An 11,188-nucleotide genomic window follows, 5' to 3' on the forward strand; every position below is an offset into this window, starting at 1 on the left:
AGGCTTACTTGGTTTATTAAAGTTTAATTACAATAGGTTTCCCATTGCTTACTGAACTGACTGGTATCATCATCAATCATTGTAAATGACCCTATTTGGATAAAATTTTTGTACCCTGTATAAGCCCCAAAACTATTTTTTGAGTTTACCATTCCACATACAGAGCCATTGTGTCCTGTTCTACTACCCTTAAAATCAGCAGAGGAAGGATCTTTAAGGTTTTCTTTTAACCTGTTTTCTGCAAATGATACATAATTCATCTCAGATGCTGCGTTTTGCCATGACTTTTTCTTTATGTTTTCTAACTCAACTCTTTGTTTATAAGCATCGCCAAAAAGAGCCGTCCCGCTATCTATATATGATAAAATAGCCCAACATAATGCTATTGCTGTAAGCGAATAAGCAATAGAGTTTATGAATGACAACCTATTAAATTTACTCTCTTCTATTTCACTATTGTTTGAAAGCTTTTCCTGTATTTTTAAAAAGAAAACCGCAACGACTAAATTCAATGGAATTATCATCAATAGTGAGATCACTTCTCGTGAACCAATATAAATACTCCATAAAATAACCATTACAGCAATTATTACTATAATCCCAGATGCTATTTTCATTAAACCCACCATATTTATAAATAATGGGCCTACTATATAACTATTCAGACATGCTGCTCAACCATGCTTCAAGCGGCGATTGATTATTACTATCACTAGTAGGTTCGTTAGCTGCATCCTGATCCCAAACTGGAATCATGTCCCGTAGAGAGACTTTTGCACCTGCCGCATTCATTACTGCTGAGGTGATCATTGCTGTTTGAATATCGCCACGACCATCCCCAATAGGACTGATTTTGTCGTATGCCATCCACATTCTTAACTCGCTGGCGTCCAGATCATGAATTAACGCTTTAAGCGTTTTTCCCAGCCTGAGCGCCAGTGTCATTAAAAAGAATGTTTCCGGTTCTTTTACTTTTTTTCAGCTTCTAATACTGAAATAGTTAGCGCAAATGCTTCTGATAATAAACGCGCATGAACTGGACCGTACGTTTCCAATAAAGCAGGGATATCTTCTTCAGTGAAGACGGGTGTTCCATCCTCTTCAAGAAGAATGTTAATAAATAAAGCAACATCGCCTTCAATGTTGCGTAAGGATTTTTGGGTGGATGTTAATTCTTCGCCATCTTTCACTTCAACCAATTCACTACACTTAATACGCGCCTGAAGTGATGGTTCGCGAATGGTCGCTTCTAAGTTACCCCATTCGGGCACGGTCACTTTTTTAGTCCGAAATGATTGTGAGGCACTGAGGGCTAAGTTACGTAAATTAGACTTTTTAGCTTTAACCATTACTTACCACCCCCTGTTGTTTGTGATTGTGTTGCTGGAGCGGCTACTTTCCCTTTCACTAATGGCGTAGGCTTACCTTTCAGACGAAGGGTGAATGACGCGCTTACAACACCGTTTGTTGCTGCTGACCAGCTGTTTTGGCGAACCTCAGCAAGGAACGCAAAACCTGCACCAGAAGGAAATACAACTTTAAAGGCATGGACTGCATCACTATCATAAGCCTGCCGCAATACATCTTGCCCCTCATCAATTGCAAAGTTACCGCCAATAGTAACCTCCGCGGGAGCTGCGAGACCGTTTATATTTTCCTGTTCATTTGAGCAGAATGTTGTGACGTCAATATCCGCTTTTTGACCACCCGTGAAGCTAATTTCTTTCGTTGTGCAATCAATTTGCAACGAATCTGTTTCGACTGCAGTAATATCCGTTGCCGCCAATTTAGAAACGCTGATTTTGGTACCTTGCGTTTTTTCATGTTTACTCGTCATATCAGTTTCCTATAGACATAAAAAAACCACCCGTAGGTGGCTGATGGTGTGAATTGAGGTTTAATTCCAGACTTGGAATTCTAACGTTTTACGATGCAGAGCCGTATCGGACTCATAATCAGATTTACGGGAGACATTTGTCGGTGATAATACTTTTATGGCCATAAATGCTTTATCCAGTAACTCACTGGCTTTATCGGGGCTTTTTGCATAAACATCAATTTGAACATTAGTCATCGTTTCGGCTTGGCCAGAGAACACATCCCCATCGATGTCATAGGATGAGAATATTAACCAGGGTGCGCTGATGGCTGGTGCATCTTGTGGGACAACAAGTGGAAACACTTTATCAGGTAGCACAGGATCTAAGAGTTTGAATAAGTCTGCATCCGTCATTTGTTAAGTACCTCATCAATAGCCCGATTCATTCTTTCTATAGCTGCACTAGCGGCTTCATCTGCTTTGCTATCGAAAGCAGGTCGAATAAAAGGTACTGGGGGCATTTTAGAGGTGCCTTCTTCCAAAAATCGCCAGTAGTAAGCATTCCTTGGGTCTTTAGCTTTCATGGAATTATCGCTGTTAGTTCCCTCTTTATTGCTACCGCGAACATAAACACCCGCTGAAACTTCACCATCTTTGCGACTACGCTGACTGCTGGCTATAATGTTTCTGACTAGTTTTCCAGTGCGCCTTTTAGCCTTGGCTCTTACTTCATCCCGCAGAACTACCGCACCCGCGTAAATCCCTTGCCGTAATACTTTTGTGTTTTCTGCTTTACTGAGTTCCTCAAGCTCTTTGCTCACGTCAAGAAAGCCGCTGAAATCAATATTAAAATCATCCATCAGCCTTGACCCCCTGTTTACACAGCAATTCAAGTCGGGTATTTTTCACATCAGGAATAGCGGATTGAATATCGTAGTTGAGCCCGTTAAAAACCATGCGGCAGGTTGAGTTAATATCAGGTCGATAACGCATCCAAACGCGAACAGTGATTTCTGACATTTCGGCACCTGACGCAAGAAGCTCACGACCTGAGATAGCTTTAACTTCTGCGCGTGTCGTAGCAATATCAACCCACTGATTTTCACGGGCACCTGAGGGCAATTTAACTAATTCACTACGCTGGAAAGTCACTTTGTGACGCAGTCGACCCGGATTCATTCACCACCTCGCCAATTTCGATGATGAAACAATAAACGCTCTGCCGCTTTGTTTTCATACAATTGAATTTCGCTTTGGCTAGTCCGATGCTCAAACATATCGCCAAGAACCAATAACGCTGCTAATTTAACTGGATGAGGGATATCTTCAGGTACTTTCCATGCGGGTTCATCACACCATTTTAAGCAATAATCCAAAGCACTCTGAGCATAAAACGTAATCTGCTCATCCCGGTCGTCATCGTCATATTCAATGTGCTGCTTTAGCAATGAAAGCGGAATAACATTTAAGATATCCATCGGAATAATACGGGGTAGTTACCTACCCCGACCTTATTATTTAGTTGACTTACCTTCCGCTGTAGCAAAAGAACCTTTGATTAATGCCTGTGGGCGATAGTGGGCCAATGCTAAACGCTCTTCGCACAGAATGGTCAGCATGTTTTTAACAAAGTTATCACGGTCTTCACGGCTAACTTCAATTGTGGCATCCATGCGATCCCATACTTGCGAAGCTAAATCGAACGCACCAACAGTAAATTCACCTTGTGCTTGTGCTTTTGTTGGCACAACAGGCAGTCCCCACATTACATTAGACGTAAATGCTTGAGGTCCACCGAAAATATAACGGCCTTCTTTGTCTTTCATTAATGCAATGGTGTGCCAGTCGCGCGGGTTTAAAATAATCCCCGATGCACTAAATTCAGACTCTGTTACCTGATAAATAGCGTGTGCGATCAGGTCAGCTTGTGTATCACCTGCTACATTTAGCGTAGTATCGTACGCTGTTGCGACTTGGTTAACACCTGTCAAGTTATCGGCTGAGCCATCACCATTAAGTAGCTGATTTTCTTCAACTAACGCTAAGCCGTATAACAAACGGGTATTCAAGTAAGACTGCAGCTGTGCCGCATCGTCCATAACTTGGCGTGATGCCTGAATCCAGTGCGCGATAGTGATCACGTTAGTGGTTTGTTTTTCAAAAGTCAGGTCAGACTCAGGTTTTTGAGCCTTTTCTTTCACAGGTGCAGCGCTATTGGTAAACAACTTTTCACGCACATATTCGAGTGAGTTACTGGAAATGCGGCCTTGTGCTAACAAATCGCGAACGACCAAACGGCGCATACCCGGCATAATGATCCCCGGTACTTGCATTGGCTGAATCAATGCACCTGCTGAACCTGCATCGCTGCCCAGTGACTTATTGAATGTTTTAACTTCATAGGCACCTGCACTACCATTCCACGATTTAATGAGCTCTTCTGATGCACGCTCAGAAAAGTCCTTTTTCGCATTTGGATCATCCGCACCTGTTGCACCTTTTTGCTCTAAGTCGAACAGGCGCTCACCCGCTTTTTTCAGTTCTTCTTGAACGGTTGCCAAATCAGTTTGCAATTGCTTAGACACAGAGCCTGTTGCTTCAATTTCTGCTTTCTGCGCATCGAATAGGTCCTGAATTCGTTTCTGAGAATCTTCGATGGCTTTTTGAATTTGGTTTAAATCAGACATAATTTATCCTTTCAGATTAAATGAATTAATTTGTGTAACAATGGAATCTACATGAGATTTTTGAGTGCCATCGGACTCGCTCCGAATAGCCGATTTGAAGCGAGAGATAAAACCAAGCGCCTCTGATTTTGATAGACCCACTGACTCTCTCAGCCAATCTTCAACATCACGAATAGTGGACAGGCCATCGACGCTTTTTAGTGACGAGACTTGTGCCTGTTCATTAGCGGGAAAAGTACAAATGCTAATTTCTCGCAGCATAGAGATATTTTTAAAAATACGCCCCGAGGACGTCACATCGAAATCCTCACGAACGCAACCAAAGCCCACTGACATCCCTTCCACGGTACCGTGTTTCATTGCTGCTTTTAGATCTTGGGCACCACTATGACCAGGAGTAAGTTGTCCACGGACAAGGAGGCCTTTTGAGTCTTCCTCCATGTGATCCCATTTACCGACGGGTAACTCCCACGCACGGTGGTTATAAAACATGGCAACTTTGCGCTTTTGGTTTGTTAAAACACTTTTGAAAGCACCGGGTAAAATAATATCGCCATCGGAATCGGTGTTACTAAATACTGAGGCGTACCCTTCGAAAATGCCTTGGGTACCATCGCCAGTGAATTTAATCTCTGCTTCATCAAAGGCGAGCGTTTTTCTGATATCGGACATTGAGCCCCCATAAATAATTAAGCCCCACTTTCGTGAGGCTCTTTGCTGAGTTGGTTGATGGGTACATATTGCGCTTGTCGGTAAGCAACATCCCCCCCTTCAAGAGGTGGGTAGTTATCAAGCCGTCGCATTTCATTGATAGTGCGTAACCCTGATTCACCCATGGCTTTCATAAATGCAGCGCGGGAAGCGGAGTCACCTCGTAGCAATCCATCTAAATTATGTTCGGCATGATATTTACCAACATCGCCGGGCTTTAAAAGCCATCGAGACACGCAGTTTTCCCATCGAGAAATAAAGGGCTGCAGGGTGTATTGGAGAAAACCTAAATTTTGCTGTTCAATCCCCGTCCCCCAGCTGGTTGATTTTTCGACATCGCCAACCAAGTGAGGCGGGACACCAAAAAATCGTGCTAACTCGCTGACCTGAAATTTTCGAGATGCCATGGTTTCAGCATCCTGAGGGCTCACGCCAATATCTTCCGCTTTAAAACCACCCTCCAGTATCCACAACCGTTTTTTAACTGGCCCACCCGCTATTTCTTTAAAGTTTTCTTCAACCTGTCCACGCTGCTCTTTACTTAAAACTTTGTCACCTGTCGTCAATATTTTGGGAGACTTTGCTCCATTAGCATAAAACTCACGCTGCTGGTCTTCCATTGCCACTGCTGTGCCCGCGGTTTTACAAGCATGCGCTATCGGAGATAACCCCACTAATCCATTGAAACCGAATCCCTTTAAATGAAATATTTCAGAATGCTTAAACTTGGCAAATTCTTTATCCCGTTGATATTTATAGATAAGGTTTTTACCTTCCATTCTGACATCCATATTTGCAGAAAGGAGCGGAAGCAAGCTGATTACATCACCACTTTTATTTCGCTCAATCAGTGCATACGCATTACCATAGAAGCAAAGTTGCATAGTCATTGCTTCTCTGAATTCTTGAGCTGTCATGTATTGGTTTGGTGAATAACGAAGTAAACGCGCCAATGGGTTACTTAGGTCTACCTTAGTTCTATTACCAGACTTATCTGTTTCAAAAACATCAAGGGGCAAGCAAGCCGTTAATGTTGATATCAAACTTACACAACGCCAAACCGTCGATATTTGAAGTATTCGCTCATCGGTTACTGAGGAATCACCTAGCGTTCCTTGCGCGGAAACAGGCCCCGTTTGTGAACCTTGCTCGGGAGTGACTAGTCTCCCTCCAACAAAGAAGGAAGCCAGACGCGCAAACCAACCATTGTTAGTGCGCAAATCGATTGAATATTGTTTATCTGTCATCACATACTCAGTGGATTAGAGAAAAAATCATCAAGGTTGCCATTATCATCAACCTCACCTTCGGATGCACCGATTGCCATTGCGGAAGCCACAACACCATCGATACGCCCTGTGCTCTTCCTTTTTGCAAATATACGGTTTTCTTTTTGGTCTGCTTCCGTCACGGCTGATGCCGCATTCCAGCGTAAACAGGGGTTTGCATGAATAATGATGGCTTTGTCATCAATTAACCCTTCAAATAATTCAATTGAGTGAGGCATCCACAAACCAGAATCTTTTGCCTTGTAATAACCTTGCCCGTGAGGAACTAAAGGAACGGTGACTGCAGCCTCATCTAATTTAGGCTCTAAGTATTTGATTCTGTATTGGTCGAATGCAATGGTGAGCAAATTTACGTATGTGGTTATTTCAGCAATACGCTCAGCAACAAACTCATATTTAACGGCATTACCGGGTGGTGTGTGGATAAAACCACTCCTAGCCCACGCATCATAAGGAACGCGGTCAGTTTTAGCCCTATCTAGCAAGGTATCTTTCGGTGTCCAGAACTCGACATAAAGATGTTTAATTCGTGGAAAATAAAGCGCTAATGCGGTTAAATCTCGTGTTCCTGATAAATCTAGGCCGCCATAACATTCCTCGCCTTGTAAATCCTCTAATGTGAACGCCTTCTCACAACTCATCCATGTATCACCATTTATCCATGGGTTATCGGCATCAACCCACTGGCAGAAATTAAGACGACGGACGATGCTTTCTTTAGCTGGCATGCCTTGAGCTTGAGTCACTTGCTCCCGTAAATAACGGTCAGTGAAGGTATAACCTAAAGAGGGATTGGCTTTTCCCCAGCACGATTCATCTTTAAAGGGGTCGTCCCCCTCATCAAGTGAACAGATATAAGAAAAGAAACTGTCATCTTCAACTGAGCCTTCAGCGACTTTTCGACCATATTCATGGTAGTCATAACACACGCTGGTTTTATCATGGCCACTGTTGGTGATCATGAATATCAATGCTTGTCGTCGCCCTTTAGTACCGGCTCGCATCATTTCAACGACATTGTTGTTTTTATGCTCATGAATCTCGTCAATGAGCGCACAGTGAGGACGAGGTCCAGACTGTCCATCGTCAGCACTAATTGGTCTAAAAAACGAACCAGCCTTTAAAAAAGCAAGGTTCCACTCTTTTCCCGCGCCGCCTGACTTTATGACCCGCTGGCTAAGTGCCGGTGATTGGTCAACCATTGCAACCGCATCACGAAATAAAATCATTGCCTGATCTTTTTTGGTGGCCGCTGCATAAACTTCAGCGCGAGGCTCACCATCTGCAACTAAGCAATAGAGGCCTACGCCTGCTGATAAAGGCGACTTGCCAGACCCCTTTCCCGACTCAACATACACCATACGAAAACGGCGAGTGCCATCTTCCATTTTCCAGCCGAAAATTGAACCAATAACAAAACATTGCCACGGCAATAAAATAAATGGCTTACCCTCATGCTCACCACCATTGAGTTTTAGCACCTTGGCAAAAAAATCTATGGCGCGTTGAACAGCCTCAACATCCCAAACTAAACCACGTTGTTTAGCTTCTTTTAGGTCTTTAAGATGTCTAGCGCAAGCATTTCGAATGTCGGGGCCAGCAAGAGTTTTACCGTCATGAACGTCTTGGGCATATTGTGTTGCAGGGTCAACCGAAGAACGCGTTGAGCGGGTCTTCCTCTTCTTCTCCACCATCGATTTTCACCTTTGAGCGAGCTGCTGGAGTCAAACCAAACTCGACTAAATAACTTTTAAAACGACGATCCGCATCAGCCAGCATTGCTACTGCTGGATGTGCTTTAATCAGGAAATCGCCTAATTGGGTTTTCGTTGTATAAGTGCGACCTTCAATCGCTATCGTGTCGCGTAGCTGAAGAATATCAGCGTAGATATCGCAAAGCCTTTCCAAAGCCAAAGAATCAGCAATGGTTAAAACGCCCATGCCATCAAGCAGCAATGTTAATTTTGCCCATGCGATTTTGCCCCAATCCGTTAAGTGTTCGGGTGGGCTTGGAATTTCACGCCGAGGTTTGGGTTCTTTGTCGTTGAGTTTTCGTTTCCCCGGATTACCAGTTACCACTTTCAAGTGGGTCGGTTTCGGGCGTCTTCCTGCCATCGGAACCTCCCAGAAAAAAACTTTTCATTTCGCGGTTGTGCACACGAATGACTACGGTCGGTAATTAAAGGGAAAGTTTTTGAACTTTTTACCCTCCCCCACCGTTATGATTTCATAACGAAATTATTATAAATGAATATCAGGTGCATCTGTGACCATTGATTCATGCCACCCGAATTCAACATCAACTGAAGCATCTAGCGGGTATGTGTTGATGCTTACTTGTTTTTGATTAGACAACATCTGACCATCAACGGTGAGGCAGTAGCCAATCTGTTTACCATGTTTGAACAAATTAGAAATTTTTACTTGCTTAGTTTCTGCCATGTTATTTATTCCAATGTGAATTAGGATCTAGCGGTATACCATCTTCACTGCAGCCGACAACAACACCACTCTTCTCCATGCGTTGCTTGGTTGAGTTATGGTGGGGATCGCATAAGCTTTGGAAGTTCTTTTTATCCCAGAAGAGCTTTTGGGCTTTAGCTATCCATTCAGTGTCACCAGATGCTAGTGCATCCCTTAGCCTGTGCGGGGTGATATGGTCAACGACTGTCGCTGCGGTAATCCGCCCTTGCTCTTTGCACATGACACATAGAGGATTCTCATTGAGAAAGCTTAGCCTGACCTTAGCCCATCGGCCCCCATAGACATTAGGCCGTTTCATTACAGCCATCCCGATTTAGCCGATTGCACGTCTTGTGATAACCGAACTATCTGTGCTTGCATGTTTGAGACTTTCAATTCCAGTTCTTTGATTCGCTTTTGCTCCTCGGTTTCTGTTTTGATAGTTCCAACCTTAACGATAACAGGAACACTTTTAATTAAATCAGTCATAACTTGTTCCTCAAATAAAAAAGCCACCAGCGGCTAACTGATGGCTGTACTCCGATTTGGATTAAGTAATAAGTAGTGATAATATCTTGCCGCTGGTCAAGGATGACTGGCCTTACTACAATAACTATAAAGCTACATTTCCATTAGATATGCCCTTCTATAGAGGGGCTTTTTTTATGTCATTTGATAATCACCAATATAATTGCGCATTTGAAATAACCTGCTAGGCTTAACGCTGATATTCATTTGTATAAAGCAACATCTTTAGCCTACCGCTGTGTAGGCTTTTTTTATTCCATCACCTGTCGTTGCTGTTCAATTTTCAGTATTGCTTTCTTGTTGAGAATATATTTTACTGTTCGATAAGAATCCCACCTCAAAGAGAGCTGTCAATATATGTATACTTACCCCGTTGCGCTCTTACTCATATCTATCTCTATCCTTATCTGCATCCTATTCATTATTAGTAAAGATAAAGAACAGCCAGATATCACGGCGCTTTTTTTAAAGTTCGCCATCTACTTATTAAGTACCCTTACTTTCATAAGTTTAATTTTTTTGGCAAGAGCATTTACTGATTGGTATTAACACAAACACTCCGCTCTAATGTTATCTTGGGTTATTTCTAACCGCTTCAATCTCTCGAATGGCTTTCTTATCTAAATTACATTGTTCAATAACTGTTAATAGAGACTCATTAATTAATAACGAGTCACCCCAAGGAAATGTCTCAGGGATGTACTCAGGCAAGCAGTCATTGAGCAGATGGGCTGGGATGGGCACTGATGGCGTTTGAACGTATTCTATTCGCGTGGTTGTGCAACTCGATAGTAGCATCACGAGGAGCATCAATAGCAGCGCACTTGTCATCCGCAATAACGGTTTTGATAATGGTTTTAACCGTTTCAGAAGCCACTGCCGCCGCATCACGCTCCCTAAGATTATTTCGTGAGATTTCATTAAACGTTACCGAAAGTTCTAAAACGGTGGATAATATGAATTGATTGGCGGCTAGCTCATTTGATTTTTTATCAAACTTATCACTCAATTTGTCATAGTCATCAGCAACCCACCAGAGCCAAAATAGCAAAATGGCACAAGCGGCCATTAATACTTTAGTTAGCGAACCCATATCACGACTCTTTCACTGACAATGCGGCGTCACCGATTGGCAGAGGTCGGTTATCAACTTCCACGCCTTTAGGCCATCTATAGCCAACAACTCTGGTCAGCGGGAATGATTTGATATTAACCGCATCCGATTGATTGCCGCCTAAAATAAGCAACTTACCGTCCGCTGTTTTCCCAACACAAAAACCAACGTGCCCACCGCCAGATCTATCAAAAATTACCACGCAACCATAGTGAGGCTCTTTTAATGCAGTACCCCAATCTAAATATGATTTTGCCGCTTCAGGAACCTTGCTGACCGAGCGACTACCGATAATTCCAGCCCGTTCAAGCATCGCGCCAACATAGCCCGCGCACCAAGAGGTTTTGTCCTCCTTGATACCCGACCATTTCATATCTTTCCAATATTGAACAATTTTAGGATTGCTGTTCGGGCTGGGGAATCTAGCAACTCCAATTTCTTTTCTGGCTTCAATTAGCCACTTAGGTTCTGTCATTTCTTCACCATAAAAGTAAAAGGCTGCTTAATTAGCAGCCAGATTGATTTGATTCGGGACATTAACTTACTAATGACAACAATTGACATGATGTTGCCACCA

At 43.0% G+C, this 11,188-nt stretch carries 19 protein-coding genes; all 19 read right to left on the reverse strand.

Annotation, left to right across the window (positions count from 1 at the left end; genetic code table 11):
- Positions 1-23 precede the first annotated feature (23 nt).
- The 19 genes from AC4IFT_RS09170 to AC4IFT_RS09260 all read right to left on the reverse strand — a co-directional run bounded on the left by AC4IFT_RS09170 (position 24) and on the right by AC4IFT_RS09260 (position 11,086).
- Positions 24-617, reverse strand: coding sequence for a hypothetical protein (locus AC4IFT_RS09170; protein WP_490751157.1), 594 nt, complete (start codon positions 615-617; stop codon positions 24-26).
- Positions 618-657: 40 nt separating this feature from the next.
- Positions 658-945: a phage tail assembly protein T gene (locus AC4IFT_RS09175; protein ID WP_490751158.1), complete on the reverse strand. Its 288-nt coding sequence runs from the start codon at positions 943-945 to the stop codon at positions 658-660.
- 23 nt (positions 946-968) lie between these two features.
- On the reverse strand, positions 969-1,349 hold the full coding sequence (locus tag AC4IFT_RS09180; RefSeq protein ID WP_490751159.1) for a phage tail assembly chaperone: 381 nt from the start codon (positions 1,347-1,349) through the stop codon (positions 969-971).
- Positions 1,349-1,837 (reverse strand): phage tail tube protein, encoded by a 489-nt coding sequence (locus AC4IFT_RS09185; RefSeq protein ID WP_490751160.1) that lies wholly within the window; start codon positions 1,835-1,837, stop codon positions 1,349-1,351. The genes AC4IFT_RS09180 and AC4IFT_RS09185 overlap by 1 nt, the downstream gene beginning before the upstream one ends.
- A 60-nt stretch (positions 1,838-1,897) precedes the next feature.
- Positions 1,898-2,233, reverse strand: coding sequence for a hypothetical protein (locus tag AC4IFT_RS09190; protein WP_490751161.1), 336 nt, complete (start codon positions 2,231-2,233; stop codon positions 1,898-1,900).
- Positions 2,230-2,679 (reverse strand): HK97-gp10 family putative phage morphogenesis protein, encoded by a 450-nt coding sequence (locus AC4IFT_RS09195; protein WP_490751162.1) that lies wholly within the window; start codon positions 2,677-2,679, stop codon positions 2,230-2,232. The genes AC4IFT_RS09190 and AC4IFT_RS09195 overlap by 4 nt, the downstream gene beginning before the upstream one ends.
- Entirely contained in the window at positions 2,672-2,998 is a 327-nt protein-coding gene (locus AC4IFT_RS09200; protein ID WP_490751163.1) for a phage head closure protein, read from the reverse strand. The genes AC4IFT_RS09195 and AC4IFT_RS09200 overlap by 8 nt, the downstream gene beginning before the upstream one ends.
- Entirely contained in the window at positions 2,995-3,297 is a 303-nt protein-coding gene (locus tag AC4IFT_RS09205) for a head-tail connector protein (RefSeq protein WP_226693996.1), read from the reverse strand. The genes AC4IFT_RS09200 and AC4IFT_RS09205 overlap by 4 nt, the downstream gene beginning before the upstream one ends.
- A gap of 36 nt (positions 3,298-3,333) precedes the next feature.
- Complete coding sequence (locus tag AC4IFT_RS09210) at positions 3,334-4,506, reverse strand: phage major capsid protein (protein ID WP_490751164.1); 1,173 nt, start codon at positions 4,504-4,506, stop codon at positions 3,334-3,336.
- 3 nt (positions 4,507-4,509) lie between these two features.
- Positions 4,510-5,178: an HK97 family phage prohead protease gene (locus AC4IFT_RS09215; protein ID WP_490751165.1), complete on the reverse strand. Its 669-nt coding sequence runs from the start codon at positions 5,176-5,178 to the stop codon at positions 4,510-4,512.
- Between the two features lie 17 nt (positions 5,179-5,195).
- Positions 5,196-6,464 carry a phage portal protein gene (locus tag AC4IFT_RS09220; RefSeq protein WP_490751166.1) on the reverse strand — a complete coding sequence of 423 codons (1,269 nt, stop codon included), beginning with the start codon at positions 6,462-6,464 and terminating at the stop codon, positions 5,196-5,198.
- Positions 6,464-8,200 carry a terminase large subunit gene (locus AC4IFT_RS09225; RefSeq protein WP_490751167.1) on the reverse strand — a complete coding sequence of 579 codons (1,737 nt, stop codon included), beginning with the start codon at positions 8,198-8,200 and terminating at the stop codon, positions 6,464-6,466. The genes AC4IFT_RS09220 and AC4IFT_RS09225 overlap by 1 nt, the downstream gene beginning before the upstream one ends.
- Positions 8,154-8,621 carry a phage terminase small subunit P27 family gene (locus AC4IFT_RS09230; RefSeq protein ID WP_226693991.1) on the reverse strand — a complete coding sequence of 156 codons (468 nt, stop codon included), beginning with the start codon at positions 8,619-8,621 and terminating at the stop codon, positions 8,154-8,156. The genes AC4IFT_RS09225 and AC4IFT_RS09230 overlap by 47 nt, the downstream gene beginning before the upstream one ends.
- Before the next feature lie 126 nt (positions 8,622-8,747).
- Positions 8,748-8,948 carry a hypothetical protein gene (locus tag AC4IFT_RS09235; RefSeq protein WP_490751168.1) on the reverse strand — a complete coding sequence of 67 codons (201 nt, stop codon included), beginning with the start codon at positions 8,946-8,948 and terminating at the stop codon, positions 8,748-8,750.
- 1 nt (position 8,949) lies between these two features.
- Entirely contained in the window at positions 8,950-9,288 is a 339-nt protein-coding gene (locus AC4IFT_RS09240; protein ID WP_490751169.1) for an HNH endonuclease signature motif containing protein, read from the reverse strand.
- On the reverse strand, positions 9,288-9,458 hold the full coding sequence (locus tag AC4IFT_RS09245; RefSeq protein WP_490751170.1) for a hypothetical protein: 171 nt from the start codon (positions 9,456-9,458) through the stop codon (positions 9,288-9,290). Before AC4IFT_RS09245 ends, AC4IFT_RS09240 begins: the two co-directional genes overlap by 1 nt.
- Before the next feature lie 609 nt (positions 9,459-10,067).
- The gene (gene lysC / locus AC4IFT_RS09250) at positions 10,068-10,328 is read right to left on the reverse strand and encodes an Rz1-like lysis system protein LysC (protein ID WP_490751174.1); all 261 of its coding nucleotides are present in this window, start codon (positions 10,326-10,328) and stop codon (positions 10,068-10,070) included.
- Positions 10,213-10,590 carry a hypothetical protein gene (locus AC4IFT_RS09255; RefSeq protein ID WP_490751175.1) on the reverse strand — a complete coding sequence of 126 codons (378 nt, stop codon included), beginning with the start codon at positions 10,588-10,590 and terminating at the stop codon, positions 10,213-10,215. The genes lysC and AC4IFT_RS09255 overlap by 116 nt, the downstream gene beginning before the upstream one ends.
- Before the next feature lies 1 nt (position 10,591).
- Positions 10,592-11,086: a TIGR02594 family protein gene (locus AC4IFT_RS09260; protein ID WP_490751171.1), complete on the reverse strand. Its 495-nt coding sequence runs from the start codon at positions 11,084-11,086 to the stop codon at positions 10,592-10,594.
- Positions 11,087-11,188: the final 102 nt, after the last annotated feature.

It is taken from the genome of Providencia sp. UF-183, from assembly GCF_058246155.1.

What these genes read in the sequence shown, in the direction of transcription:
- AC4IFT_RS09170 (WP_490751157.1), bottom strand. Translation starts at nt 617, where the DNA reads ATGAAAATAGCATCTGGGATTATAGTAATAATTGCTGTAATGGTTATT.
- AC4IFT_RS09175 (WP_490751158.1), bottom strand. Translation starts at nt 945, where the DNA reads ATGACACTGGCGCTCAGGCTGGGAAAAACGCTTAAAGCGTTAATTCAT.
- AC4IFT_RS09180 (WP_490751159.1), bottom strand. Translation starts at nt 1,349, where the DNA reads ATGGTTAAAGCTAAAAAGTCTAATTTACGTAACTTAGCCCTCAGTGCC.
- AC4IFT_RS09185 (WP_490751160.1), bottom strand. Translation starts at nt 1,837, where the DNA reads ATGACGAGTAAACATGAAAAAACGCAAGGTACCAAAATCAGCGTTTCT.
- AC4IFT_RS09190 (WP_490751161.1), bottom strand. Translation starts at nt 2,233, where the DNA reads ATGACGGATGCAGACTTATTCAAACTCTTAGATCCTGTGCTACCTGAT.
- AC4IFT_RS09195 (WP_490751162.1), bottom strand. Translation starts at nt 2,679, where the DNA reads ATGGATGATTTTAATATTGATTTCAGCGGCTTTCTTGACGTGAGCAAA.
- AC4IFT_RS09200 (WP_490751163.1), bottom strand. Translation starts at nt 2,998, where the DNA reads ATGAATCCGGGTCGACTGCGTCACAAAGTGACTTTCCAGCGTAGTGAA.
- AC4IFT_RS09205 (WP_226693996.1), bottom strand. Translation starts at nt 3,297, where the DNA reads ATGGATATCTTAAATGTTATTCCGCTTTCATTGCTAAAGCAGCACATT.
- AC4IFT_RS09210 (WP_490751164.1), bottom strand. Translation starts at nt 4,506, where the DNA reads ATGTCTGATTTAAACCAAATTCAAAAAGCCATCGAAGATTCTCAGAAA.
- AC4IFT_RS09215 (WP_490751165.1), bottom strand. Translation starts at nt 5,178, where the DNA reads ATGTCCGATATCAGAAAAACGCTCGCCTTTGATGAAGCAGAGATTAAA.
- AC4IFT_RS09220 (WP_490751166.1), bottom strand. Translation starts at nt 6,464, where the DNA reads ATGACAGATAAACAATATTCAATCGATTTGCGCACTAACAATGGTTGG.
- AC4IFT_RS09225 (WP_490751167.1), bottom strand. Translation starts at nt 8,200, where the DNA reads ATGGTGGAGAAGAAGAGGAAGACCCGCTCAACGCGTTCTTCGGTTGAC.
- AC4IFT_RS09230 (WP_226693991.1), bottom strand. Translation starts at nt 8,621, where the DNA reads ATGGCAGGAAGACGCCCGAAACCGACCCACTTGAAAGTGGTAACTGGT.
- AC4IFT_RS09235 (WP_490751168.1), bottom strand. Translation starts at nt 8,948, where the DNA reads ATGGCAGAAACTAAGCAAGTAAAAATTTCTAATTTGTTCAAACATGGT.
- AC4IFT_RS09240 (WP_490751169.1), bottom strand. Translation starts at nt 9,288, where the DNA reads ATGAAACGGCCTAATGTCTATGGGGGCCGATGGGCTAAGGTCAGGCTA.
- AC4IFT_RS09245 (WP_490751170.1), bottom strand. Translation starts at nt 9,458, where the DNA reads ATGACTGATTTAATTAAAAGTGTTCCTGTTATCGTTAAGGTTGGAACT.
- lysC (WP_490751174.1), bottom strand. Translation starts at nt 10,328, where the DNA reads ATGACAAGTGCGCTGCTATTGATGCTCCTCGTGATGCTACTATCGAGT.
- AC4IFT_RS09255 (WP_490751175.1), bottom strand. Translation starts at nt 10,590, where the DNA reads ATGGGTTCGCTAACTAAAGTATTAATGGCCGCTTGTGCCATTTTGCTA.
- AC4IFT_RS09260 (WP_490751171.1), bottom strand. Translation starts at nt 11,086, where the DNA reads ATGACAGAACCTAAGTGGCTAATTGAAGCCAGAAAAGAAATTGGAGTT.